Annotated in this window: 26 protein-coding genes and 1 pseudogene; 15 read left to right on the top strand and 12 right to left on the bottom strand. The window is 67.3% G+C overall.

Annotated elements, in window-relative coordinates; translation table 11 throughout:
* Positions 1 to 119 (top strand): annotated as a pseudogene (locus tag ACP69S_RS17865) (IS481 family transposase); the annotation flags it as partial.
* A gap of 112 nt (positions 120 to 231) precedes the next feature.
* Here ACP69S_RS17865 and ACP69S_RS17870 read toward each other — a convergent pair.
* Positions 232 to 2,148, bottom strand: coding sequence for an HWE histidine kinase domain-containing protein (locus ACP69S_RS17870; protein ID WP_425999542.1), 1,917 nt, complete (start codon positions 2,146 to 2,148; stop codon positions 232 to 234).
* A 171-nt stretch (positions 2,149 to 2,319) separates the two neighbouring features.
* On the opposite strand from ACP69S_RS17870, the gene ACP69S_RS17875 reads away from it, so the two are divergent.
* The 3 genes from ACP69S_RS17875 to ACP69S_RS17885 are packed head-to-tail and all read left to right on the top strand — an operon-like array spanning position 2,320 to position 3,743.
* Positions 2,320 to 2,670 (top strand): hypothetical protein, encoded by a 351-nt coding sequence (locus ACP69S_RS17875; protein WP_425999544.1) that lies wholly within the window; start codon positions 2,320 to 2,322, stop codon positions 2,668 to 2,670.
* Entirely contained in the window at positions 2,667 to 3,068 is a 402-nt protein-coding gene (locus ACP69S_RS17880) for a hypothetical protein (protein WP_425999546.1), read from the top strand. Before ACP69S_RS17875 ends, ACP69S_RS17880 begins: the two co-directional genes overlap by 4 nt.
* Positions 3,069 to 3,125: 57 nt before the next feature.
* On the top strand, positions 3,126 to 3,743 hold the full coding sequence (locus ACP69S_RS17885; protein ID WP_425999547.1) for a superoxide dismutase: 618 nt from the start codon (positions 3,126 to 3,128) through the stop codon (positions 3,741 to 3,743).
* A 57-nt stretch (positions 3,744 to 3,800) separates the two neighbouring features.
* Here ACP69S_RS17885 and ACP69S_RS17890 read toward each other — a convergent pair whose 3' ends face one another.
* Together ACP69S_RS17890 and ACP69S_RS17895 are read right to left on the bottom strand one after the other, a co-directional pair.
* Positions 3,801 to 4,595, bottom strand: coding sequence for a metallophosphoesterase family protein (locus ACP69S_RS17890; protein ID WP_425999549.1), 795 nt, complete (start codon positions 4,593 to 4,595; stop codon positions 3,801 to 3,803).
* 2 nt (positions 4,596 to 4,597) lie between these two features.
* Complete coding sequence (locus ACP69S_RS17895) at positions 4,598 to 5,446, bottom strand: diacylglycerol/lipid kinase family protein (protein ID WP_425999551.1); 849 nt, start codon at positions 5,444 to 5,446, stop codon at positions 4,598 to 4,600.
* Between the two features lie 126 nt (positions 5,447 to 5,572).
* Between ACP69S_RS17895 and ACP69S_RS17900 the strand changes: the two genes are divergently transcribed.
* From ACP69S_RS17900 to ACP69S_RS17915, 4 genes are all read left to right on the top strand, one after another.
* Entirely contained in the window at positions 5,573 to 5,914 is a 342-nt protein-coding gene (locus ACP69S_RS17900) for a YMGG-like glycine zipper-containing protein (protein WP_425999553.1), read from the top strand.
* Between the two features lie 85 nt (positions 5,915 to 5,999).
* Complete coding sequence (locus ACP69S_RS17905; RefSeq protein WP_425999555.1) at positions 6,000 to 6,452, top strand: OmpA family protein; 453 nt, start codon at positions 6,000 to 6,002, stop codon at positions 6,450 to 6,452.
* Between the two features lie 340 nt (positions 6,453 to 6,792).
* A complete protein-coding gene (locus ACP69S_RS17910) occupies positions 6,793 to 6,981 on the top strand; it encodes a hypothetical protein (RefSeq protein ID WP_425999557.1) in 189 nt (62 codons plus the stop codon).
* 18 nt (positions 6,982 to 6,999) lie between these two features.
* Positions 7,000 to 7,245: a hypothetical protein gene (locus tag ACP69S_RS17915; RefSeq protein WP_425999559.1), complete on the top strand. Its 246-nt coding sequence runs from the start codon at positions 7,000 to 7,002 to the stop codon at positions 7,243 to 7,245.
* Between the two features lie 75 nt (positions 7,246 to 7,320).
* Here ACP69S_RS17915 and ACP69S_RS17920 read toward each other — a convergent pair whose 3' ends face one another.
* On the bottom strand, positions 7,321 to 8,121 hold the full coding sequence (locus ACP69S_RS17920) for a response regulator (RefSeq protein WP_425999561.1): 801 nt from the start codon (positions 8,119 to 8,121) through the stop codon (positions 7,321 to 7,323).
* 242 nt (positions 8,122 to 8,363) lie between these two features.
* On the opposite strand from ACP69S_RS17920, the gene ACP69S_RS17925 reads away from it, so the two are divergent.
* The 4 genes from ACP69S_RS17925 (at position 8,364) to ACP69S_RS17940 (ending at position 11,066) form a co-directional block, all read left to right on the top strand.
* The gene (locus tag ACP69S_RS17925; protein ID WP_425999627.1) at positions 8,364 to 8,549 is read left to right on the top strand and encodes a NepR family anti-sigma factor; all 186 of its coding nucleotides are present in this window, start codon (positions 8,364 to 8,366) and stop codon (positions 8,547 to 8,549) included.
* 2 nt (positions 8,550 to 8,551) lie between these two features.
* Positions 8,552 to 9,163: a sigma-70 family RNA polymerase sigma factor gene (locus ACP69S_RS17930; protein ID WP_425999563.1), complete on the top strand. Its 612-nt coding sequence runs from the start codon at positions 8,552 to 8,554 to the stop codon at positions 9,161 to 9,163.
* Positions 9,160 to 10,860 carry a sensor histidine kinase gene (locus ACP69S_RS17935; protein WP_425999565.1) on the top strand — a complete coding sequence of 567 codons (1,701 nt, stop codon included), beginning with the start codon at positions 9,160 to 9,162 and terminating at the stop codon, positions 10,858 to 10,860. Before ACP69S_RS17930 ends, ACP69S_RS17935 begins: the two co-directional genes overlap by 4 nt.
* Positions 10,861 to 10,931: 71 nt before the next feature.
* A complete protein-coding gene (locus ACP69S_RS17940) occupies positions 10,932 to 11,066 on the top strand; it encodes an entericidin A/B family lipoprotein (protein WP_425999567.1) in 135 nt (44 codons plus the stop codon).
* An 80-nt stretch (positions 11,067 to 11,146) separates the two neighbouring features.
* On the opposite strand, the gene ACP69S_RS17945 is transcribed toward ACP69S_RS17940, so the two are convergent.
* The 3 genes from ACP69S_RS17945 to chpT form a co-directional block, all read right to left on the bottom strand.
* Positions 11,147 to 11,980, bottom strand: coding sequence for a CheR family methyltransferase (locus ACP69S_RS17945; protein WP_425999569.1), 834 nt, complete (start codon positions 11,978 to 11,980; stop codon positions 11,147 to 11,149).
* A complete protein-coding gene (locus ACP69S_RS17950) occupies positions 11,977 to 12,354 on the bottom strand; it encodes a response regulator (RefSeq protein ID WP_425999571.1) in 378 nt (125 codons plus the stop codon). The genes ACP69S_RS17945 and ACP69S_RS17950 overlap by 4 nt, the downstream gene beginning before the upstream one ends.
* An 81-nt stretch (positions 12,355 to 12,435) precedes the next feature.
* On the bottom strand, positions 12,436 to 13,104 hold the full coding sequence (chpT, locus tag ACP69S_RS17955) for a histidine phosphotransferase ChpT (protein WP_425999573.1): 669 nt from the start codon (positions 13,102 to 13,104) through the stop codon (positions 12,436 to 12,438).
* A 170-nt stretch (positions 13,105 to 13,274) separates the two neighbouring features.
* Here chpT and ACP69S_RS17960 point away from each other — a divergent pair, with 170 nt between their 5' ends.
* Both ACP69S_RS17960 and cysQ read left to right on the top strand, forming a co-directional pair.
* Positions 13,275 to 13,463, top strand: coding sequence for a DUF3553 domain-containing protein (locus ACP69S_RS17960; protein WP_425999628.1), 189 nt, complete (start codon positions 13,275 to 13,277; stop codon positions 13,461 to 13,463).
* Positions 13,464 to 14,276 carry a 3'(2'),5'-bisphosphate nucleotidase CysQ gene (gene cysQ / locus ACP69S_RS17965; protein WP_425999575.1) on the top strand — a complete coding sequence of 271 codons (813 nt, stop codon included), beginning with the start codon at positions 13,464 to 13,466 and terminating at the stop codon, positions 14,274 to 14,276.
* On the opposite strand, the gene ACP69S_RS17970 is transcribed toward cysQ, so the two are convergent.
* The 5 genes from ACP69S_RS17970 to dapB all read right to left on the bottom strand — a co-directional run bounded on the left by ACP69S_RS17970 (position 14,273) and on the right by dapB (position 20,153).
* On the bottom strand, positions 14,273 to 15,148 hold the full coding sequence (locus ACP69S_RS17970; RefSeq protein ID WP_425999577.1) for an EamA family transporter: 876 nt from the start codon (positions 15,146 to 15,148) through the stop codon (positions 14,273 to 14,275). The genes cysQ and ACP69S_RS17970 overlap by 4 nt on opposite strands.
* 280 nt (positions 15,149 to 15,428) lie before the next feature.
* Positions 15,429 to 15,785 carry a YdbL family protein gene (locus ACP69S_RS17975; protein WP_425999579.1) on the bottom strand — a complete coding sequence of 119 codons (357 nt, stop codon included), beginning with the start codon at positions 15,783 to 15,785 and terminating at the stop codon, positions 15,429 to 15,431.
* Between the two features lie 13 nt (positions 15,786 to 15,798).
* Positions 15,799 to 15,978 carry a YnbE family lipoprotein gene (locus ACP69S_RS17980; protein WP_419319176.1) on the bottom strand — a complete coding sequence of 60 codons (180 nt, stop codon included), beginning with the start codon at positions 15,976 to 15,978 and terminating at the stop codon, positions 15,799 to 15,801.
* A gap of 34 nt (positions 15,979 to 16,012) precedes the next feature.
* Positions 16,013 to 19,306 (bottom strand): intermembrane phospholipid transport protein YdbH family protein, encoded by a 3,294-nt coding sequence (locus tag ACP69S_RS17985; protein WP_425999581.1) that lies wholly within the window; start codon positions 19,304 to 19,306, stop codon positions 16,013 to 16,015.
* Between the two features lie 58 nt (positions 19,307 to 19,364).
* Positions 19,365 to 20,153: a 4-hydroxy-tetrahydrodipicolinate reductase gene (gene dapB, locus ACP69S_RS17990; protein WP_425999583.1), complete on the bottom strand. Its 789-nt coding sequence runs from the start codon at positions 20,151 to 20,153 to the stop codon at positions 19,365 to 19,367.
* 225 nt (positions 20,154 to 20,378) lie between these two features.
* Between dapB and ACP69S_RS17995 the strand changes: the two genes are divergently transcribed.
* A complete protein-coding gene (locus ACP69S_RS17995; RefSeq protein ID WP_425999585.1) occupies positions 20,379 to 22,655 on the top strand; it encodes an NADP-dependent malic enzyme in 2,277 nt (758 codons plus the stop codon).
* The last annotated feature ends 117 nt before the right edge of the window (positions 22,656 to 22,772 follow it).

Genomic DNA, 22,772 nt, shown 5'->3' on the forward strand with positions numbered 1-22,772 from the left:
GCCGTCTGAAGACCCTCAACGGCCTGACCCCATACGAATACATCTGCAAAATCTGGACAAAAGAGCCCGACAGATTCAACGTCGATCCAACCCATCAAAGTCCGGGACCAAACATCTAGCGCAAGATCCTCCCCCTGACGGGGGAGGTGTCGGTGAAGCCGACGGAGGGGGAAGTGCTGATGAGCCGGCGGGCCTTCGGCCGCCTCCCCCTTCAGGGGGAGGATCTTACGGCTAATGCCGCCCGGTCACGTCCGCGATGGCGCGCGCGATCTGGTGCACGTTGTAGGGCTTGCGGACGATCGGTGCGTCGAAGCCCATGGGGGCCGCCTTGTCGGCATAGCCGGTGGCGAACACGAACGGGCGGCCTTCGCGGCGCAGGATCTCTGCCACGGGCGCGACTGACTGCCCGTTGAGATCGGCGTCCAGCACCGCCACGTCGAACACCTGATCCAGCATCGACAACGCTTCGCTGAGCTCGGCGGCGCAGCCGACCACCACGACCCCGGCGTCCTCGAGGCCCGCTTCCAGCTCAAGCGCGAGCAGCAAGGAGTCCTCGACGATCAGCACCTTCAGGCCGGCGATGGCGCCGGGGCGGACGTTTTCGTCGGCGGCGATCAGCGTCTCGACGATGCGTTCAGGCGCGGCCTTTTCCGGTTCAGGCGGCAGACCGTCGGCCAGGGCCTCGGGCGAAGCCTGGATCAGGGCGCTGAGGCCGCCACGCTTGTATTCCATGCGGGCGCGCCCGCCCAGTTCGCGGCCGACCACGTCCTCGATCAGGGTGGCCCCGAAGCCGCGCTTGGTCGGCTCCGTCGCCGGCGGACCGCCGGTTTCCAGCCACTCCAGCGCAAAGCCGCCGTCAGGCGAGCGGCGCCAGACGACCTCGACCTTGCCGTTCTCGCTCGATAAGGCGCCGTACTTCACCGCGTTGACGGCCAGCTCGTGCAGGGTCAGCGACAGGGCCGAGGCCGCGCGCGGGGTAAGGAACAGCTCCGGCCCATCCCAGCGGGTCTGGGTCGGCGCCACGCCGCCCAGCTCGGCGGCGGCGATGCGGGCCAGGGTGGCCCCCCGCCAGCGGGCGGCGCTGAGCAGGTCGTGGGCCGAGCTCATCGATTTCAGCCGACCCGCGAAGGTCTTCAGGAATACGTCCAGCGAGGCCGACTTGCGGGCCGACTGGGCGGCGACCGACTGGACGACCGCCAGCAGGTTCTTGATCCGGTGGTCCAGCTCGGCCAGCAGGCTTTCGCGCTGCTCGTCCTGCTGCTTGCGGTCGGTGATGTCCTGGATGACGCCGATCAGGCGGGTCGGCTCGCCGTCCTCATCGACCGTCATCACGCCGGCGGCGCGGTTCCACTGAATCCGCCCGTTCTCGTCGGGATTACGGCGAAACTCGACCTCATAGCGGCCGCGCTTGCGCAACTGCTCGTCGACCGTGCGCTGGATCTCGGCGCGATCGTCCTGATGGATGTAGCGAAACAGGGCCTGGCCGTCCTCGGCCGGAACGACCCCCTCGGGCAGGTTGGCGATCTTGGCCAGGCGTCGGCTGATCCGGTAGATGTCCAGCCCGCGATCCCACTCGAACTCGCCCAGGCTGGCCGCGCCGATGGCGAGCGCCAGGCGTTCGCTTTCCGGCGTGCGGGCGCAAGCCGCCTCTCCAGTGTCGCAGTCGCCTAGAAACGTTTCCATCGCCATGGCCGACAGATCGATCAGGGACTGGCGCGCGTCGGGCGACCCTGATGGCCGGGCATGCGAATCTTCGACACTGAGCAGCCCCACCACCTGACCGCCAGGATCGATCAGGGGCGCGCTGGCCAGAAAGCCGACATTTTTCAGCGACAGGGCTGCGAGCCGGGCATCGGCGCGGGTGTCCTCGCAGATCAGGGGTTCGCGCAGGGCGATCAGCAGATCGGCGATCGAGCCTTCGCGGGGCGTTACGTCGCCACTGCCGCCGAAGCTGGCCTTGCAATGCAGCTGGCCAGCGCCGATCAGCCACAGGGCGGCGCGGGGCGCCTGAAAATAACTGGCCGCCAAGCGTGTCAGGCGCAGAAAACGGGGATCGTCGCCGAGGCTGTCAAACGCCTTCAACGCCTTGGTCGCGCGCAGCCGGGCGACTTCCTTGTCGGCGTCGTGCGCGAAGTGGGAATCCTCCATGCTTCGACCATAGACTCGCTTCGCGTCTGGCGCGAGTGCCGATGAAATTCCGCTGTGGTGAAGCTCTTAGCCGCGCGCTATTATGGAACCGCTTGGCGCCGCTCCGCGTTGACGGGGCTCAGCTAGATCGCCGGCTCGCTCTGCTGGCCGCGCCGCGAACCGGAGATGACCATGCCTATCGATGCCCTGAATACCGCGGCGAAAGACGCCGAAAAGGTAAAGAGCGACGTCGCCACTGGCGTCGAACATGCCGAGCGCAGCTTCGTGGAAGCCGCGAACGCCGCCAAGGCCTCGTTGGCCGAAGCCGCCAAGCGCGTAGAGAAGTCCGTCGCCGAGGGCTTTGACACCCTGCGCGCCCAGAGCCGCACCTATACCGACACCGCCGGACAGCAGCTGGATGACGCCCAGCGCTATGTCACCGAACGGGTTCGCGAACGTCCCCTGACCGCGACCCTCGCCGGCCTCGGCGTCGGCGTTCTGCTGGGCCTGCTGCTCGCCGGCAATCGCTCGAACAACCGGTGATCTTCGAAAAAACCCTGATGACGCTCGCGGCGGCGGCGGCCATTGCGGCCGCAGCCGCCGTTGGCGTGTTCGCGGCCGCATTCGCGCTCTATGCCGTCGTCCAGACCTTTCTGGGTGACGCAGGGGCTGCGGCTGTGGTCGCGGCCGTCGCCGCCCTGATCGTCGCCATTGCCGGCCTGCTCGCAGCGCGCAAGGTCGAACACCGGCATGACGCGAAACGCGGTCCCTCGACGCCAGATACGCTCGGCCTCGCCGAAAAGGTGGTGGCGATCGTCAAGGATCGACCCTTGCTGTCGATCGGCGCGAGCCTCGCCGTGGGCGTCTTCGCCTTGAAAAATCCGATCCTGACGGCGGCTGTTTTCAAGGCCTTCATGGAACCGCGGCACCCGCCGCGCTAAATCCCGTCTGTTCGAGCGTTCCCATCCCTCCGGGGAACGCCTTTCCATGGAGTGAGCATGTATACGCTGCCCGATCTTCCCTACGCCTATGAGGCGCTGGAGCCGACCGTTTCGGCCAACACCCTGCATTTCCACCACGACAAGCACCACGCCGCCTATGTGACGGCCCTCAATGGCCTGCTAAACGGCGACGACAAGGGCTCGCTGGAAGAGGTCATCAAGACCGCCGCGCCTGGCAAGGTGTTCAACAACGCCGCCCAGGCCTGGAACCACGCTTTTTTCTGGGACGCCATGAGCCCGGAAAGAACCGCGCCGGGCGCCGATCTGGCCGCCGCCATCGACGAGGCCTTCGGTGACCTCGCGTCGCTGAAGACCGCCTTCGTCACCGAGGGCGTCGGTCACTTCGCTTCGGGCTGGGTCTGGCTGGTCGCCGAAGGCGGCAAGCTGAAGGTGATCTCCACGCACGATGCGGCCACCACGGTGACCGAACCCGGCGTGACCCCGCTGCTGGTCTGCGACGTCTGGGAACACGCCTATTACCTGGATCACCAGAACAACCGGAAGGGCTTCCTGGAAGCCTGGTTCGACACCCTGGCTAACTGGACCCTGGCCGACAGCCAGTTCGCCGCCGCCAAGGGCGCTGGCGAGGCTTGGCGTTATCCGGCTCCGCAATAGCGCACGCTGACTGACAAGTTGTGAGACGGCGCGGCGAAGGCCGCGCCGTTTTGCGTTTCAGGCCTGCCGCCGGTCGAAGGCCCAGCTGCGCAGCGTGACGAACTCGACGCGCTCGAAGGCCATGGCCGTGACCCGTATTTCGGTCGGGTCGACCTCGATGATATTGAAGCTGGGCGGAACGCCGCGCTCGCGTACCGACAGGGTGCCAGAGACCACCGCCCGGGTCTTGCCGTCGCCGAACGGGTAGGGCGCGACGAACGGTGTGTGGATATGGCCCGACAGGACCAGATCGGCCCCCGCCATCGACAGGCTGTTGGCTGCCCGGGTTCCGCCATGCACCTCGCTGGTCATCGGCTCGCCGGTCAGCTCCATCAGGGGGTGATGGCAGACGACGATCCGGGCGTCCTCTGGCGCGCTGGCCAGCTGGCCTTCAAGGCGGCGGATCTGGCCGCCGGAGATGGCTCCTTTCGACCAGTTCCAGCGCAGCTGCGCCCGGCGGGCGGTGTTGACGCCAAAGACCGACACGCCCGGCGCGCGCCAGACCCCGCCATCGGCGGGACCAAAGCGCGCCTCGTAACGTCGCCATGGGGCGACCAGCCGCTCGAACAGCTCACCTGGCCCCACATAGGGGGTGTCGTGATTGCCCGGGGTGGTGAACAGGGGGGTGGGCGCGCGATCCAGCCAGGCCCGGGCCGCGTCGAACTCGGCCACCACGCCATCGCGGGTCAGGTCGCCCGCCGCCACCATCAGGTCGGGTTTTTCCAGATGAAACCGCGCCAGCGCCGCCTCGGTCGCCGCCTGATTCTCGCCGCCGAAATGGATGTCCGAGACCTGGATGATCTTGATGGTCATGGTCACGCGGGCAGGGCCACGGCGCGGAAGGCCTTGGGACGGAAGCGGATCTGCACCTCGGGTTCAAGCCGCATGGGCTCGCCGTCCAGAATGGCCGGGATGCGGCCGGCGGCCCACACCTTGCCCAGCCGGCAGCGACCCATGCTGACCGATGGATCGTCGCGCCATGAGCCGGTCAGGGCGCTGACGCCCAGGCGGAAGATCTCGATGGCGTTGGACGGATCCACGGCGGCGGCCTCCAAGGCTAGCTCGTCCTCGTCCATGGCGCTGGACACCAAGGGACACATCAGGGTCAGGGCTTCGGTCTTCTGCTTGGGGCGACCGTCGAGCGTAAAGCGCAGGCGGCCGGAGAAGGCTTGGCGAAAGGCTCGCCGAGCTCGCAGGGCCGTCAGTCGCAGTTTGCCCGCCCGCGCCGCTTCGCGCGCGTCCGCCCACAGGGCCGGACTGCCCAGTATGGCCGCGACGAAGAACAGGCGTCCGGAGATCTCGCCGCCGGACACCATGCGCGGCGTCCCCTGGGTCAGGCACGCCTCCATGGCCTCGGGCCAGGCGCGATCGCCATAGAAGGCGCGGGGCAACATGTTCATCGTCCCGCCCGGCAAGGGGGCGATGGGCGGACCGTCCGGGCCAGACATCTCGGCGGCGGCCCGCGCGGTGCCGTCCCCCGCGATAATGAACACCGCGTCCGGGTCGGAATCGATGACCTTGCGGAGGCAGGCTGAGAGGTCACCTCCCGGGGTGTGCACCGTTCCAGCCACCCCATGCTCGGCAAGAATGCGCTCGGCGACGGCTGGCGCGTCCGCGCCCACAGATCCCGAGGCGATGTTGGCGATGATTTCTACGCGACGCACTGGCTTTCCCACTTGATTATCAAACTGGCTAACGGCCACGCTTTTCGGGAGTTCCGAGCTTCGCAACGGAACCTTGGATAGAGCTGGCCGTTAGCCAGACTGGGATAGCTCGATGGGAGAGCCACAATGAAGAAGACCATGATCGCCCTGCTGGGTGTAGGCCTGATCGCCTCGGCCTGCACATCGACCGGCAATGTCGAACGTAACGCGGCCGGCGGCGCGGCTCTTGGCGCTCTCGCGGGCGCCGTGATCGGCAACAATGTAGGCAGCGGAAGCGCCAGCACGGGCGCGGCTATCGGCGCGGCCCTCGGTGGCTCTGCCGGCGCCGTCAAGGGCTGCCGAGAAGACGGCGGCTGCGGCGCGACCACGGTCAATAAGCGCCAGTATTATGACGAACGCGCAGGTCGATATTATTATTATGACTCGCGCAGCGGTCGTTACTTCTGGGAGGACGGTCGCCCCCGCTAGGGAGCGATCTCGCCCATGAAAACCCTAGGGGCGGCCGGCAAATTGTCGGTCGCCCTTTGCCATGTCCATCACACGGGGAGGCACTATGACCATCAAGATCGCCATGGCGACCCTTGGCGCCGGGTTGTTGCTAGCGGGGTGCGCGTCTGCGCCCTGGAAGCCGACCCGCGCCTCGATAGAGACCCAGCCGACGGCCTGCGCGGATTTCCAGGTCTCGATCTATTTCGAGCGCGATCAAGCCGAAGTCACGCGCGAGGCGCGCTCGGTGCTAAACAGCGCAGGCGCCATGACGCGCGGCTGCAAGATCGACAAGGCCCGCGTCGTCGGTCTGGCCGATGCGGTCGGTGCGGCCGACGTCAATATGGATCTGTCCAGACGCCGCGCGCTGTCGGTCACCAAGGCCCTGACCCGGGCCGGCTTTGGTCAGGTGGAGTTCGATGTCGCGGCGGCCGGGGATGCTGGTGCGACCACGGGGGCTGGCGCTTCGGCGCCGCTGCGCCGTCGGGCGGACATCTTCTTCGAGGTCAGCAAGCCCTAAGATCGCCAGATCGCGGAATACCCCGTCCGGGTCAAACCGGCGCGGGGTTTTTTGCTGCCACAACAGCGCTCACAGCAAAGCGCGGGCCGCCTGCAAGTCGCATTAAAGGAGGGGGGGTGCGAAGGCGGCAGGCTGGCTTGCGCCAACCTCAAGTCGGGGGGGCGTCGCCGCCTTCACAAAGAGAAAACGCGATCTCCAAGGGCTGGTTCCCGGCCGTGAACGATTATTTTTCGGGCGGCGCTAAAACGCCGCCGAGCGGCGCACAATGGAACGGGTGGAGGGCGCGGGCGTTGTTCTGATGCGGCCAAGCGGGTCGCATTCTAACAAATGAGGGCGCGTCGTGATCCGGAGCTACCAAGCCGAGCATGGCGGAACGGTTTTCTACGCGGCGCCGACCCGGCGCCAGAAAACAGCCCGGACGCGGTTGATGGCGTTGATGGTGATCGCGATGGTGGCTGCGTCGACTGGCGTTGTTCAGGCTTTCAGCGCTCGCGCGACGCCGATCGAGATGCTCGCGCCCGCCAACTGATATCCGAAGGAGCACGATATGCCCGCCGATCAGCCCGTCACACGCCTGAACGCCACGCGCGCGCGCCAAGGTCGATGGGGACAGCATATCTTCTGGATTCTGGTCGTCTCGACGGTTCTGGCCGCCATAGCGCTGTTTGGCGCCTGGAGCTTCCGTTCGGGCGATCTAGCTGCGGTCGAACGCAACAATGGCGTCGACACCCCGGTCGAGGCCAGTCGCTATGACACCCCGCAGAGCCCGGCGCGCCAGACGCCCGCCGGCTAACGGTCTTCTTCTGCTGCGCGCCAATACGAGAACGGCCGCCCTCCCGGGCGGCCGTTGACGTTTCAGGGGCCTGGATCAGGCGGCCTTGCGGGTGCGCCTGGGATGGAAGAACAGGGCCTGACCGATCGCCGCCTTCACCGTTTCTGGCTGGAAAGGTTTGGTGATCAGGAAGGTCGGCTCCGGGCGCTCACCGGTCAGCAGGCGTTCGGGGAAGGCGGTGATGAAGATCACCGGCACGTCCAGCCGGGCCAGGATGTCCTTGACCGCATCAATGCCCGACGAGCCGTCGGCCAACTGGATGTCGGCCAGAACCAGACCCGGGGTCTTGCGTGTCACAGCCTCGATGGCCTCGCTGCGGGTGGCGGCGATGTCGGTGACCTCGTGACCCAGCTCGCGAACCAGCGCCTCGATGTCGGCGGCGATGACCGGTTCGTCCTCGATGATGAGCACGGTGGTCGCCAGTTCGGCGTCGATTTCGGTCTGGGCTTCGGAAATCAGGCGTTCGATGTCGCCGAATTCGCAATCCAGGATCTGGGCGGCCTCGGTCGGCGTGAAGCCTTCCAGGGCAGTCAGCAGGAACGCCTGACGCGACCGCGGCGCGATCCGCATCAGACGCTGGGTGGCGTCGTCGGCGGCGGAACCGCTGTCGTCATGACGCGCTTCAAGCTGAGCGCCTGTCGAAAGCCAGATCGCATGGAAGACGCGATAGAGCGCGACGCGGGGCGACAGGTCGGCGTCCAAGGATCGCTCCCCGGCGGCAAGCGCTTCAAGGGCGACCCGCACATAGTGGTCCCCGGTATTCTGATCGCCAGTAAGGGCGCGGGCGTAGCGACGGATATAAGGTAGATGTGGCGCCAGCCGAGCAAGAAGACTCATGACCCCTCCCGATGCGGTGTCTTAGTGAAAAACGCGATGTGAAAACACGATCCAATGGCCAAGCTGGGCCATGGGATCAGGGTCTTAAACGCCGCCTTGTTAAGCCGGTTCCGCTCATCGCGGAATTTTGCCATTCTATGCCCAAGCTTTTGGAACCCGATACGGAAAACCGCGTTGTAGTCTGGCAGAAACAAATTCGGCCAAAGGGGGCGGGCGCCGCGTTATATATCGGCGTCGAAGACATGATCGAACACGTACCCATGGAAGACCACCGCAAAGGCGCTGCGGCGCTGGACGAAGCTCGCCTGCGTCAGCAGGCTATTGGCGTGAAACTGCGCCAGATGTTCGACGATGTCGTCAACGAGCAGGTTCCCGACGAATTCCTGGAAATCCTGCGCAAGGCCGAAAAGCCTGCAGGCAAGGAATAGGCATGACGGACACCGAAGCTCAGGTCGGCCGTTCGCCGTTCGATCCGCCGCGTGACAATGCTTTCAAGCGAGAGCTGGTCACGCTGATCCCGCACCTGCGCGCCTTCGCCCGTACATTGACGGGCGACCCCACGGCAGCCGACGATCTGGCGCAGGACGCCATGATGAAGGCGTGGGACGCGCGGGCCAGTTTCCAGTTGGGCACCAACATGAAGGCCTGGACCTTCATGATCCTGCGCAACCAGTTCTATTCGGAAAAGCGTCGGTCCTGGCGCCAGAGCCAGCTCGATCAGGAAGCCGCCGAGCGGACCTTGGTGGCGGTCGACGATCCCGAGGCTCCCGTCGCGCTCGACGAACTGCGCATGAGCTTGGGCATGCTTCCCGCCGAACAGCGAGAAGCCCTGATCCTCGTCGGCGCCGGCGGTTTCGCCTATGAAGAGGCCGCCGAGATCTGCGGCTGCGCCGTGGGCACCGTCAAAAGTCGCGTCAGCCGCGCCCGCCGGGCGCTGCAAGTCATCCTCGAAGCCGGCGCCTATAACCGGGACGGCAGGTCGGCGGGCGATGCGATGGGTTCGATCCTGGCCGACGCGGAGCGATTGAGCTCCTTGCGGTGAGACCTTTCAAAAGTCGGGGCGCGGAGGCTGTAAATTCAATTCGCGCCCGGCTGGCGGCGGCGCTTTTCGTCGCCCTGTTGCCGGTTCTGTTGCTGGGCGGCATGCAATCGATCTTCGCCTTCCGCGCCGAGGCCGATCTGCGTCGCCAAAGCCTGGAACTGGCCGTTGGACGCAGCGCGGCCATAGCCCGCGCGCGGATCGAGGCGGCTGGCGTTCTTCTCCAGACGCTCGGCCCGGGCTCGGTGGGTCTGGAATGCGCCCAGCGGCTGGCCGATGTCCGATCGCGGCTGCCGGGCTACGCCAATCTCGTCAGATTCGATGCCCGGGGCCGGGTGGTCTGCGCCGCGGCGACCACACCGGCCGATCCTACACGGGCCGGACGAGCCTGGTTCCGTGAACTGGGGGCCGGGGCCGATCTGGTCGTGGCTGGCGCGCCGGGCGTGGTCTATGCGACCGAACCCTCCGTCCTGGCCGCCGTGCGGGCCGCGGGTCCTGGCGACAGGTTCGACGGCGCCATGGTCGCCGTACTAACCCTGAGCAGCCTGCGCCTCGAGACCGCCAACCGTTTCATGCCCGAGGGCGCCGAGATCGCCCTGGCCGACTCGCATGGCGCGGTCTTCGCCTCCACCGAAGCCGGCGCCTTCGACACGCCGCCGCCCGGATGGCGCGCCACAGCCAGTAAACGCGGCGCGGTGCTGTGGTCGGGCAAGGATCGCAACGGGCGCAGCCGGGTCTATTCCGCCGCGCCCCTGACCGAGAGCGGCGTCTTCGTGCTGTTGTCGGCGCCGTCGCCGGGCCTGCTGTCCTGGGCCTGGATTAATCCGATTTCACGCCTGGTCCTGCCGCTGCTGGCCTTTGGCCTGGCGCTGGGCGCGGTGCTCTATGCGGCCGAGCGCGCCGTGATCCGCTGGATCGTCTATCTGCAGCGCGTTGCGGCAATCTATGCCCGAGGCCGCTTCACCGTGCGACCGCTGCAGGCCGAGCGTGCGCCGCCCGAGATCCGCGAACTGGCCGCCGCGCTCGACGATATGGCCAGCGCCCTCGTCGCGCGCGACGCCTCGCTGATGGACAGCTTGGCCGAGAAGGACGCGCTGATGCGCGAGATCCATCATCGGGTGAAGAACAACCTGCAGATCATCACGTCCCTGCTGAATATGCAGCAGCGGGCCCTGACCGATCCCGCCGCCAAGGCGGCGATGAACGACACCCGCCAGCGCATCACCGCCCTGGCCCAGATCTATCGGGCCCTCTACCAAGGTCCCGACCTCAAGCGGGTCGATCTGCGGCCGTTCATGGAAGAGCTGACGGCGCAGCTTCTAGCCGGCGAAATTGCTGGTGCGAGCGCGGTGCGAACCGAGGTCCACGCCGATCCCCTGGTCATCGATCCCGACCGCCTGGCTCCGATCGCCCTGTTCGCGGTCGAGGCCATCACCAACGCCCAGAAGCATGCCTTCGCCGATCGGGGCGGGGTGCTGTCGGTGAACTTCTCCGTGCGCGGCGAAGTAGCCGAACTGTCCATCGGCGACGATGGCCCCGGCGCCAATCAGGCGCCCGGCGAAGGCGTCGGTCGCACCCTGATGAACGCCTTCGCGCGCCAGCTTCGCGGCACGGTGACCTTCGAAACCAGCGACCAGGGCGGTCTGCTTGTCCGACTGGTTTTCCCGACGCCACAAGCGCCCCCTCCGCCTGGAACCTAGCTTCGCCGGGCACGTTGTCTGAAGCGAACAGGTTCCATGCCCTTTCGGGCCGAAAAACACCGGAGAACACCATGCGCAAATTGATCATCCTGGCCGCCATCGCCGCCAGCCTTTCCGTCGCCGCCTGCAACACCGTCGAAGGCGCCGGCAAGGACGTCTCCTCGGCCGGCAAGGCTGTCACCGAGACCGCTCAAGACGCCAAGTAAGACCAGGACCTTCGGGTCCGAAAGAAAGCCCGCCGGTCCCCAGGATCGGCGGGCTTTTTCGTGCGTCGATAGTCGGGGGTTCAGGCGGCCGCTTCTGCCTGATCGGCCGAACGGCGGATAAAGACGCCGGCCGTGTCCGAGGCTTCAAACAGGGTCGCGGCGCCGCCGGTCAGCTGGTCGCCAGGGCTGAGCACCAGGACGCCGTCGTCGGCCAGGCGCGCGGCCATGTTCTCGATCAGCCGGCCGTGCAGTCTGGGCTCCATGCCGTCCAGCACGTGGCGCAAGAGGATAACGTCGAACTTGCCCAGCGAGGACAGGTCGCTGAGCAGGTTGATCCGCTTCCATCGCACCAACTGGCGGATGCGGGGCGAGATTTCCCAGGTGTCGTCCTGGTTGGCGAAATGCTTGACCAGCTGCCTGATGGGCAGGCCGCGCTGGATCTCGAACTGGGTGTAGAGGCCGCTCTGGGCCTTTTCCAGGCAACGCTCCGAAAGGTCGGAGCCGAAGAATTCGAACTTCGCGCCCGGCTCGACATCGCGGCTGTCGCCCGAGGCCATGGCCAGGGAATAGACCTCCTGGCCGGTCGAGCAGGCGGCGCTCCAGATGCGGATCGGCTGGTCGCGGCGGGCCTTCGACAGGGTCGGCAGGACGGTGTCGCGAAGGTGGGCGAAGACGTCGCGGTCGCGGAAGAAGCTGGTTTCGTTGAAGGTCAGGGCTTCGACGACCGCCCAGATCAGACGCTCCTCGCGTTTGGCGCGCAGGCTGGCGATCAAGGCTTCGATGGAATCGAAGCCTTCCCTTCGAGCCAGCGGCGAGAGGCGGCTTTCCACAACGTAAGTCTTGTCGACGTCGACCTTCAGGCCGGCGCGAGCGCGGCACACTGCGGCCAGCAGGTCCATGTCCTCGGAGGTCACAGCAGGCCTGCTTCGGCAAACTTCGCCGCGATGATCTCGCCGTCGAACGGCTTCATGATGTATTCGTTGGCGCCGGCTTCCAGCGCCGTGCGGATGTGATCGACATCGTTCTCGACGGTGCAGAACACCACGGTCGGGGCGTCGCCACCCGGTTCGTTGCGCAGCTGGCGCAGGAACTCGATGCCGTTCATCACGGGCATGTTCCAGTCGAGCAGGACAGCATCGGGCATTGCGGCGCGACACCACGCGAGAGCCTCCATGCCATCGGCGGCCTCGGCGATCTCAAAGCCGATGTCCTCGAGGACTCGGCGGGCGACCTTGCGGATCACCCGGCTGTCGTCGACCACCAAACAGGTCTTCACGGCATGCTCCAATCCTAGACGTCCATGGTCGGACGTCGAGGTTAAGGAGCCGTGAGTCTTAACGATGAACGGGCGATTTTCCGCTGCAATCCTTTAGGCGGGAACCCAGCAGGCCAGGCTGATGCGATCCTCGGCCGCCTCGACGGCGACCTGGCCGCCGGCCGCGCGCACCAAGGCGTGCAGATAGGCCGCCTGCACCCAGGGGCCGCCCAGGCCTTCGGTCAGGGCCTCGCCGCGCAGGCCGGCCAGCACTTCGGGGCGAAGGCGGGCGCGGGGACCAAGGGAATCGGCGGTGATCAGGAACCGACCCTCGGCCGTGACGCCCTTCAGGGTGGCGACGCCGCCGGCTGGCAGGGCGCTGGCCGACAGCTGGGCGATGTTGAGCAGGGCCCGGGACGCGGCCTTGTTGATCGACTGCGAGTCTATGGCCCAGACCATGGTGGGGCGAACGTGGTCGAAGACGCCCTGGGCCAGCTTTTCCAGCTCGCGGGAGTCGAAGTTCTCGGCCGAGGCGGAGGCGCCGAAGGCCACGCGGCAGAATTGCAGCAGGTCGGCCAGCTTGCGCGCCGACGAGGCGATCAGGCTCATGGCGTCTTCGCGCATGTCCTGGGCGGCCGGGTCGTCCAACAGGTCCAGGCCCGAGACGATGGCGCTGGCCGGGCTGATGAAGTCGTGACACAGGCGCGCCGCCAGCATGGCGGCGAAGTCTGGCCCGTTGAAGTCAACGGCGACTGGGACGGGTTCGGAGGGCGTGTCGGTCATGATCGCGGACTCTGGCGTGATTTGAGGCTTTGGCAAACTGAGCCGTGGGGAGGCGTGATAGCCGAAAGTGGATGCCGGTTTCGGCGACTATCACGCTCAAATGTACAGGCGGCCCTGTTTATCCGTTCCAGATGATTTCATCTGGAACGGACAGGCCCTATCAGGGTCGCATTATGGATCCGTTTCTCGAACCTGGCGTCCTGGTGCGCCACTCCGACCAGCCCGACTGGGGCCTTGGCCAGGTGCAATCGGTGATCGGACATCGCGTCACCGTCAACTTCGAAGACGCCGGCAAGCAAACGATCGACGCCCGGCGGGTGACGCTCGTCTTCGTCGGCAACGATCCCAGAGGATCCTGAATGAGCGCTTCCGACCTGTCTCTCGCTGCCCTGCCTCTCGCTGCCCTGCCTCTCGCTGATTGGGGCCGCGCCCTCGCCGGGATCTGCGAGGAGGCCGCGACGGTCATCCTGCCGTTCTGGCGCACCGAGCTGAACGTCGTCCAGAAGGCCGATTCCAGTCCGGTGACCGAGGCCGACCAGGCCGGCGAGCGCCTGATCCTGCAGCGGCTGGCCGAGATTTTTCCGGACGTGCCGACGGTTTCGGAAGAGTACGCCAGCGAGTTTGGTGCGCCCGAGGACATCGGCCCGCGCTTCTTCCTGGTGGACCCCATCGACGGCACCAAGGCCTTCGTGCGCGGCGATCCCAATTTCACGGTCAATATCGGCCTGATCGAAAACGGCGTTCCCGTAGCCGGCGCCATCCTGGCCCCGGCTACCGGCGAGACCTGGTTCACCACCTCGGATGGCGTGCTCAAGCGGTTGGCGCCGGGCGGCGCCGAGACCCGCGCCGAGGTCCGCGTCTGGCCGAAAGGCGAGGCCGTGGCCCTGATCAGCCACACCATGACCGATGCGCGCGCGGCCGATCTGGCCCTGGAATACGGCTTCGACCGGCGCACGCCGATGGATAGCTCGGTCAAGCTGTGCCGCATCGCCGAGGGCGCTGCGGACATCTATCCGCGCCATGGCCCAACCATGGAATGGGACACGGCCGCCGGCCACGCCATCCTGATCGCGGCCGGCGGCAGGTTCACCGCGCTTGACGGTGGAGTGTTTGTCTATGGCAAGGCCGATCAGGGCTTCCGCAACGGCGGGTTCGTCGCGCGGGGTGCTTAAGGCGCGGGCTCGACTTCCGTCGGCGTCGTCAGGATCGTGCCGGCCGAGGCCGCGATGATGCAGCCTATGGCCAGCCATTGCAGCGCGGCCAACTGCTCGCCCAATATCAACAGCCCCGCCAGCGCCCCGACGGCCGGCTCGGCGCTCAGCATGACGCCGAAGCTGCGCTTGGGGATGCCCTTGAGCGCGACCATCTCCAGCGAATAGGGAATGGCGCTGGACAGCACCGCCACCACCAGGCCCAGCAGCAACAGGCGGGGATTGAGCAGAGCGCCGCCGGCCTCGGCCAGGCCGAAGGGCACGACGATCAGGGCCGCCATGCTCATGCCCAGGGCCACGGAACGCCCGGCGTGCATGTGGCCGGTGCGCTTGCCCAGCACGATATAGAGCGCCCACAGTACCGCCGCCGCGCCAGCGAATCCCACCCCGACGGGATCCAGGGCGCTGGCGCCCGGCTTCAGCGGCAGGAGCAGCAACAGACCTATCGCGGCTAGGCCGATCCAGATGAAGTGAACCAGCTTGCGCGAGTGGATCAGGGCCAGGGCCAGCGGCCCGGTGAACTCGATGGCGATGGCCAGACCCAGCGGGATGGTCCGCAGGGACATGTAGAAGCAGAGGTTCATCAGGCCCATGACCGCGCCGTACAGCGCCACGGCGGTCAGGTCGGCGCGGCTGAGCGGGTGTCGCCAGGGCCGCCAGAGGACCAGCAGCAACAAAGCCGAAAAGCCGACGCGATAGGCCGTGGTGCCCTGGGCGCCGACCACGGGGAACAGCTGCTTGGCGAAGGAGGTCCCGACGCACAGGGTGATGATCGCGCCAAAGAGGGCGGCATAGGGCGTCAGGCATTTCAGGGTCGTGGACTGGCCGGACATGGCCCTTCCTTAGGGGAGGGGCGAGGGCGGTTCCAGAAAGATCCTCCCCCGCTAGAGCATTTTCCGATAAGTGTGAAACGGTTATCGGATCGAAAAATGCTCTAAACTTTTGATTTAGAGCCCTTTTCGCCCGACCCTGATGAAGCCATCAGGTCGGAAAGGGCTCTAGGGGGAGGCGGCCGGCAGGCCGGCGGGGGAAGGCCGCAATGAGTCAGCCGACTTCCCCCTCCGATCGCTTCGCGATCACCTCCCCCGCTAGGGGGAGGATTTAATCAGTCGCCTACTTTCTCATCCAGCCGCCATCCAGCGGCTTCCAGTACTGGCCCGGCGCCAGGCGGCTGTAGAGCTGCTTGGCGGTGGCCTGGCCGGCGGCTTCGGGGGTCACGCCGGTCTTGGCGGCGATGTCCTTGTAGGCGCCGGCGCGGCCGGTGTTGATCTCGGCGACCGAGGCTCGCAGGGCGGCGTCGCCGCCGGCCACGATGCCGAGGAAGCCGTCGGCCTGTTCGCCTACGATTCCAGCGGCCTTGCCGGCATCGACGGCGGCCTTGGCGGCGGCGGACTGGGCCAGGGCGGCGCCCGCGCCAGCGGCGGCGAGCGACAGGCCGATGGCCAGAACCGTCAGTGTCTTGCGCATCATGTCGGTTCCTTTCCTAGAACAGGTTGGGGTTTTGCTGGATCAGCGTCTGGACTTCCTTGTCCAGCCGCACCCGGACGTCGGCGTCCAGCTTGGCGTAGATATTGATCGGGTCGACCTTCACGCGGATCGTCGGGGTGCAGGCTCCCAGCGCTCCCATCGCGATCAGGCCCATCAGCAGGGCGCGCTTTCTCATGCGATTGTCTCCAGTTCGAGTGGAATTTGAACGGTCACGGCTGAACCGGGGCTGAACGTGAAGCCCCATCCTGGCTGAGAGAGGGGTCCTCGCCCTTATAGGCGCGTCGCCAAGCTTGCAGAAGTTCGTCGAAGTTCAGCGAGGTGTCGAGGGTCAGTTCGACCGGGGTCTTGGCGGGCAAGGCGATACGCTTGTTGAACGCCGAGCCCCGGATCAGGTCCAGCAGGCTGATCCGGGCCTTCTCGCTGACCTTGGGATCATGCTCGCCCTTGATGTGGAACAGGATCGCCAGACGGCCCTGGTCGGTGCTGTTGACGCCCGCCTCCAGGGTGTCGAACGACAGGTTTTCCATGGCCTGATAGGCGAAGTCCTGGATGGCGTTGACCGGAGCAGCCGGCGATGGCGGTGGTGCGGGCGCGCCGGGGCTGTCGCTGTCCTTGCCCTGCACGCCGGCCTGGACGCCGGTCAGGGCCGCCCGCGAGATCGCCAGACGGCCGGGCTTGATCGCCCTGACCTTGCCGTCGAGGAACCGGAAGCCCTTGGCGCTGAGCTCGAACGGCAGGCGGCCGTCGACCACCGCGTCCAGCTGGATCTTCTCGACCAGAGAAGAGGCGGCGATCAGCTCGCCCAAGTCCAGATGCTCCACCACGATCACGCCCCGGATCGGTTTCTCCGGATCCAGTGGCACCTCGGTCGGCTCGATCGAGATCCGGCCCTTGGCGGCCTCGAAGGCGGCCGACGAGATGTGCAGCGACTCGGCGCCCAGGCTGAAGGCGGCGGCGAAGCCCTGCAGCGGCACGATGCTGTCGATGCGGACGATCTTCAGGCTCTGGTCGGGGGCGCTGACCAGCGGGGTCAGGCTGGTGAAGTCGATGGTCCCGTCCAGGGTAGCCACGAAGCCGATGGGGCTGGTGAAGTCGAGCTTGCTGGCCACCAGGCGGCCATTGCTCTTCATGCCGTCGGCGTCCCAGGCGAACAGGCCGGTGAAGCTGGCCGGACCCGAGGCCTGGGTCGCCCAGGCCGCCATCGGCGACAGGTCGCCTGGCTGAAGGCCGTCTTTGACGAAAGCCAAGCGCGAGGCGTCCAGCTCGGCTCGGCCGCGCGCCCGGGCGACGTCGTGGCGCAGGACGATGCGGCCCAGGGGCTGGCCCACAGGCGTCGTGGCGTCAATGGCGCAGCTCCACAGGCCGTTCGACAGCGACAGGCGGCCGGCGGCCTTGATCGGATTGAAGCGCCGGGTCTCGGCGGCGTCGCGCAGCAGGCCCTGGTCCAGCCTGACCTCGGCGCGGGGCAGGCCGCCCGCGCCGCTGGCGGTCAGGCTTCCCGCGCCGCCTTCGACCGCAGCTTCCGCCTCGTCGAGCGAGAGGGTCAGGTCGCTGAACCGGGCCGCGGCGGTCCAGGCGCCGTCGTTGATCGCCAGCAAGGGGCCGGCGCCGGGGCAGACGACAACCTTCGGGGCGCTCAGCGGGGTCTCGCCGATCATGACGCGCTTGGCCGTCAGGGGCTGGCAGCCGGCCAGGGCGAAGCTGAAGCGTGAGCCGGCCATCCGGGCGACGCCCTCGATGCGTCCGGCCAGACCTTCCAACGGGGCGTAATCGATCCCCTCGCCGGTGATGGCCAGGCGACTGTTCAGCGCGCCGTCTTCCATCCGCCAGTCGGGGGCTTCAAGGCGCAGGGTGGGCAGGCCGCCACCGGACAGGTCGGCGACGAGGCCGCCGCGCATCTGGCCGGCGATCGCGTCCATCAGCGGGCCGCGCGGCGCGGCGACGCCGGCGCGCACGCCATTGGCGGCAGTCAGGGTGATGGGGCGAGGCAGCGCCAGGATCGTCCGGCCGTCGCGCAGGGTCAGGTCGAAGGCCGGGGCGCGCAGGTCGAAGGTTCGCAGGGCCTGGGCGGCGGCGCGGGCGTCGGCGGGATCGGGCAGGACCGCGGCCAGCCGCTCGGCGTCGGGCGCCGAGACGCCGCTGTCGGCGCCGGCCGAGCCCTTCAGGGTCAGGATCGGATTGTTCAGGGGGCCGGCCACCCGGCCCTTGGCGGCGAGCGCCAGGCTGTTGAGGGCCAGACTGCCGCTGGCCAGCCGGCTGGCGCCCAGCTGTACGGCGAGGGGGCCGCTGACCGCGGCGCCGGCCTTGTCGGCCGACAGGATCAGGCTCGTCATGTCGAGCCGCGCCGAGGCGTCGCGCAGGGCCGCGCCACCCGCAAGAGCCTGGCCGGCCTCGGCCTGGACGTGGCCGCGGGCCTGCACCGCGATCTTCTCGCCCAGCTTCGAAGCGGCGACATGGCCCAGGTCGAGATCCAGCCCGATGTCGCGGGCGTTCAGACCCGGGGCTTGCAGGGTGTCGCCGCGCGCCGTGCCGACGACCCGGCCGTCGAAGCGGCCCTGGGTCAGGGTTCCGTCGAGCGCGCCGATCAGGGCGAGGCTGGCGGCGGCGTCGCTGGCCTGGGTCGCGCCCATCCGGGCCGAGGCGGCCTTCAGGGCCAGCCGGACCTCGGCGGGGCCGGTCGCCGACAGCTTGGCGAGGTCGGGATAGGCGATGTCGGCGTCGACCTGGCCTTGGGCGTCGTCCAGCTCCAGGTCCTGACCCACCAGGGCGTCGAGGTCGAAGCGGGCCGCCACCGTCAGGCGCTGGCCGCGCTTGCGCGCGGAGAGCAGGGCGCCGCGCGCCTCAACCACAAGATCACCGGTGGCGTAGCGCATGCGGGCCAGGCGGCCGTCGAAGCGCAGCAGCTTGCCGTCGTCGAGGCTGGCGTCGCCGGTGATGCGGGCGAGGCCCCCGGGGGTGCGCAGATCCAGCCGCGCGTTCTCGACGAGGATGGCGGGGCCGGTGACCTTGGGGTCCTTGGGCGAGGCCAGGGCCTCGTCGATCAGGGGCTGCAAGGGTCCGAAATTCAGGCCGCCCTGCTCGGTCAGGCTGGCCTTGATGCGGGGCCGCACCAGGCGAACGGCGCGGGTGTCGATGGCGAAGCCGTTGCCATTCCCCAAACCTTTCGTCCAGGGCGTGGTCAGGTCATAGGCCACCTCGATCCGTTCAGCGGCGAAGACCGGGTCGCTCTTGGGGCCGAGCAGGATCGAGCCGGAAAAGCCGCTGGCGTCCAGGTCGTCGATCACCACCACGGCGTCGATGCCGCGCTCGCGCAGCCAGCCCTGGGCTAGCTCGCGGCTGATCTCACGGCGACCGCCATGGACCAGCAGGCCGACGGCGATGAAGCCCAGCATCGACAGCGAGACGGCTTCCAGACCGGCGTCGATCAGCCGCCCGTGTCTGCTTGAGGCGCGACGGACTGCGGAGCGTGTCGGGGGAGCGGGATCGGGCGTCGGCTCGTCCATCAGGTCCTAGGTCTGGTTCCAAGCCCCCCGGCTCAATCCAATGTCTAGTTCGGCCGGTTCAGCTTCGGAAGCCCAGAACGTCCTGCATGTCATAGAGACCCGGCGGCTTGCCTACGGCCCAGACGGCGGCGGCCACCGCGCCGCGCGCGAACAGGCCCCGGTCGGTGGCCGAGTGCGACAGGGTCAGCACCTCTTCCTCGCCGGCGAAGATCACGCTGTGCTCGCCGATGATCCCGCCGCCGCGCACCACGGAAAAGCCGATCGCGCCTTCCTTGCGGGGACCGGTGACCCCGTCGCGGGCGCGGTCCTCGACCTGGCCAAGGCTCACGCCCCGGCCGTCGGCGGCGGCCTCGCCCAGCATCAGGGCGGTGCCCGACGGCGCGTCGATCTTGCGCTTGTGGTGGGCCTCGAAGACCTCGATGTCCCACTCGCTGGCCGGCAGGGCGGCGGCGGCCTGGCGCACCAGCCCCATCAGCATGTTGACGCCCAGCGAATAGTTGCCCGAGCGGACGATGGCGATCTTCGTCGCGGCGGCGTCGATGCGGGCGATCTGTTCGGGCGAAAAGCCAGTCGAGCCGATGACGACCGCCGGGCCGCCGCGCCCATTCTCTTGAAGAGACGCGCAGGCCTCGGCCAGCAGCACCGAGGCTTCCGGCAAGGTGAAGTCGATCACCGCGTCGGCGGCGTCCAGCGCGGCGTCACGTTCGACCAGGCCCGGACCTTCCGCGCCCGGACGGTCGAAGCGGCAGGCGGCGGTTGCGAGGGCATGAGCGTCCAGCGTCCTGGCCACGGCCTGACCCATGCGGCCCAAGGCCCCGGCGATGGCGATTTTCACGAGCGTGGTCATGATCGCCTAGTCACCCATTCCGAGGGTCCCGGTCAATCTCGGATCGTCGGCGCGGACCGCGTTCCGATTGACGCAACGCCAAGCCCAACAAGCGTTTGCGCGACTTTTTCCGCCACGCCGCAGGTTGTGAGGGCCGGACGCCGCCGCTACGGTGCCCGCAAATAAGGACGCGTCGCATCGACCGGCTCGTCCCATCAACTTGCACGCAGGACGGAAACGCCGGTTATGAGCGACACCGAAAAGAAGACCTTCACCGACGAAGAAGCGCTGGCCTTCCACCGCTATCCGACCCCGGGCAAGATCGGCGTCGTCGCCACCAAGCCGATGGCCACCCAGCGCGACCTGTCGCTGGCCTATTCCCCCGGCGTCGCCGTGCCCGTGCTGGCCATCGCCAAGGATCCCGACCTTGCCTACGAATATACCTCCAAGGGCAATCTGGTGGCGGTGATCTCCAACGGCACCGCGATCCTGGGCCTGGGCGATCTGGGCGCCCTGGCCAGCAAGCCGGTGATGGAAGGCAAGAGCGTCCTCTTCAAGCGCTTCGGCGATGTCGACAGCATCGACATCGAGATCAGCTCCAAGGACGCCGACGAGATCATCACGGTGGTCAAGAACATCGGGATCACCTTCGGCGGCATCAATCTGGAGGACATCAAGAGCCCCGAATGCTTCCGCATCGAGACCGAGCTGCAGGAGCTGCTCGACATCCCGGTGTTCCACGACGACCAGCACGGCACGGCGATCATCTGCGCCGCCGGCCTGATCAATGCCTGCCACATCACCGGCAAGAACCTGGCCGACGTGAAGGTGGTGCTCAACGGCCCTGGCGCGGCCGGCATCGCCTCGATGGAGCTGATCAAGGCCATGGGCGTGCGGCCCGAAAACGTCATCGCGGTCGACTCCAAGGGCGTGCTCTATCGCGGCCGCACCGAGGGCATGAACCAGTGGAAGAGCGCCCACGCGGTCGACACTGACAAGCGCACCCTGGCTGAAGCGGTGGTCGGCGCCGACGTGCTGCTGGGTCTTTCGGCCAAGGGCGCCTTCACGCCGGAAATGATCGCCAGCATGGCGCCCAATCCGGTGATCTTCGCCATGGCCAACCCGGATCCGGAGATTACGCCCGAAGAGGTTCACGCCGTCCGCAAGGACGCGATCATGGGCACCGGGCGCAGCGACTATCCCAACCAGGTCAACAACGTCCTGGGCTTCCCCTACATCTTCCGCGGCGCCCTCGATGTGCGGGCCCGCCGCGTCAATCACGAGATGAAGATCGCCTGCGCCAACGCCCTGGCCATGCTGGCCCGCGAGGACGTGCCCGACGAGGTCGCCGCCGCCTATCACGGCCGCCAGCTGAAGTTTGGCCCGCAATATATCATCCCCTCGGCCTTCGACCCGCGCCTGATCTGGTACGTGCCGCCCTTCGTCGCCCAGGCGGCGATGGACACCGGCGTGGCGCGCAAGCCGATCGAGGACATGGACGCCTATCGCGCCAGCCTGGCCCAGCGCCTGGATCCCACCGCCGGCTTCCTGCAGAAGATCGCCGGCGCCGTGCTGGCCAATCCCAAGCGCATCGTCTTCGCCGAGGGCGAGGATCCCTCGGTGATCCGCGCCGCCTACGCCTACCAGACCGGCGGCTACGGCAAGGCCATCCTCTGCGGCCGCGAGAACCTGGTGCACGAGAACATGAAGGTGGTGGGCCTCGACCCCGAAGCCAGCGGCCTGGAAATCGTCAACGCCCGGGTCTCCGACCGTAATCCGGACTATGTCGACGCCCTCTATAAGCGTCTGCAGCGCCACGGCTTCCTGAAGCGTGACATCCAGCGCCTGATCAATCAGGACCGCAACAGCTTCGCCGCCTCGATGGTCACCCATGGGGAGGCCGACGGGATGGTCACCGGCGTCACCCGCAGCTTCGACCAGGCCCTGGAAGACGTGCTGCGCGTCGTCGATCCGGCCCCCGGCGGCCGGATCATGGGCATGTCGGTGGTGCTGGCCAAGGGCCGCACCATCTTCGTGGCCGACACCAATGTCACCGAGCTGCCCGAGGCCGAGGAACTGGTCGAGATCGCCTGCGAGGCGGCCCGCGCCGTCACCCGCCTGGGCTTCAAGCCGCGCGTCGCGTTCATGAGCTATTCCACCTTCGGCAACCCGATGGGCCTGCGCTCGGAAAAGGTGCGCGAGGCTGTCGCGATCCTCGACGAGATGGACGTCGACTTCGAATATGAGGGCGAAATGCCGCCCGAACTGGCGCTGGACCCGGAAAAGCGCGCCAATTACCCGTTCATGCGCCTTACCGACAGCGCCAACATCCTGATCATGCCGGCCATCCACGCGGCCTCGATCTCGACCAAGCTGGTGCAGAGTTTGGGCGGGGCGACGGTGATCGGGCCGGTGCTTCTGGGCTTGTCGAAGTCCATCCAGATCGCGCCGTTGAGCGCGTCAGTGTCGCGGATTCTGAATATGGCGATGATGGCGGCTTATGATCAGCCGGTGGAGGGGTAGGGGCGAAGTCAGGCCACTTGACTCATAGGTCGAACAGAGTCCTTGCAAATTCTCGATTCGTTCTCTATGTTTCTTTTGGACGCATTCGTCGGATAACCAAGGCCGTGATGAGCGGCA

It is taken from the genome of Caulobacter sp. DWR1-3-2b1 (assembly GCF_049895765.1).
Classification (GTDB): domain Bacteria; phylum Pseudomonadota; class Alphaproteobacteria; order Caulobacterales; family Caulobacteraceae; genus Caulobacter.

Bases quoted from the DNA above. Each gene is read 5' to 3' on its own strand.
- ACP69S_RS17870 (WP_425999542.1), bottom strand. From the start codon at position 2,148: ATGGAGGATTCCCACTTCGCGCACGACGCCGACAAGGAAGTCGCCCGG.
- ACP69S_RS17875 (WP_425999544.1), top strand. From the start codon at position 2,320: ATGCCTATCGATGCCCTGAATACCGCGGCGAAAGACGCCGAAAAGGTA.
- ACP69S_RS17885 (WP_425999547.1), top strand. From the start codon at position 3,126: ATGTATACGCTGCCCGATCTTCCCTACGCCTATGAGGCGCTGGAGCCG.
- ACP69S_RS17890 (WP_425999549.1), bottom strand. From the start codon at position 4,595: ATGACCATCAAGATCATCCAGGTCTCGGACATCCATTTCGGCGGCGAG.
- ACP69S_RS17900 (WP_425999553.1), top strand. From the start codon at position 5,573: ATGAAGAAGACCATGATCGCCCTGCTGGGTGTAGGCCTGATCGCCTCG.
- ACP69S_RS17905 (WP_425999555.1), top strand. From the start codon at position 6,000: ATGACCATCAAGATCGCCATGGCGACCCTTGGCGCCGGGTTGTTGCTA.
- ACP69S_RS17915 (WP_425999559.1), top strand. From the start codon at position 7,000: ATGCCCGCCGATCAGCCCGTCACACGCCTGAACGCCACGCGCGCGCGC.
- ACP69S_RS17920 (WP_425999561.1), bottom strand. From the start codon at position 8,121: ATGAGTCTTCTTGCTCGGCTGGCGCCACATCTACCTTATATCCGTCGC.
- ACP69S_RS17925 (WP_425999627.1), top strand. From the start codon at position 8,364: ATGATCGAACACGTACCCATGGAAGACCACCGCAAAGGCGCTGCGGCG.
- ACP69S_RS17930 (WP_425999563.1), top strand. From the start codon at position 8,552: ATGACGGACACCGAAGCTCAGGTCGGCCGTTCGCCGTTCGATCCGCCG.
- ACP69S_RS17940 (WP_425999567.1), top strand. From the start codon at position 10,932: ATGCGCAAATTGATCATCCTGGCCGCCATCGCCGCCAGCCTTTCCGTC.
- chpT (WP_425999573.1), bottom strand. From the start codon at position 13,104: ATGACCGACACGCCCTCCGAACCCGTCCCAGTCGCCGTTGACTTCAAC.
- cysQ (WP_425999575.1), top strand. From the start codon at position 13,464: ATGAGCGCTTCCGACCTGTCTCTCGCTGCCCTGCCTCTCGCTGCCCTG.
- ACP69S_RS17970 (WP_425999577.1), bottom strand. From the start codon at position 15,148: ATGTCCGGCCAGTCCACGACCCTGAAATGCCTGACGCCCTATGCCGCC.
- ACP69S_RS17975 (WP_425999579.1), bottom strand. From the start codon at position 15,785: ATGATGCGCAAGACACTGACGGTTCTGGCCATCGGCCTGTCGCTCGCC.
- ACP69S_RS17980 (WP_419319176.1), bottom strand. From the start codon at position 15,978: ATGAGAAAGCGCGCCCTGCTGATGGGCCTGATCGCGATGGGAGCGCTG.
- ACP69S_RS17985 (WP_425999581.1), bottom strand. From the start codon at position 19,306: ATGGACGAGCCGACGCCCGATCCCGCTCCCCCGACACGCTCCGCAGTC.
- dapB (WP_425999583.1), bottom strand. From the start codon at position 20,153: ATGACCACGCTCGTGAAAATCGCCATCGCCGGGGCCTTGGGCCGCATG.
- ACP69S_RS17995 (WP_425999585.1), top strand. From the start codon at position 20,379: ATGAGCGACACCGAAAAGAAGACCTTCACCGACGAAGAAGCGCTGGCC.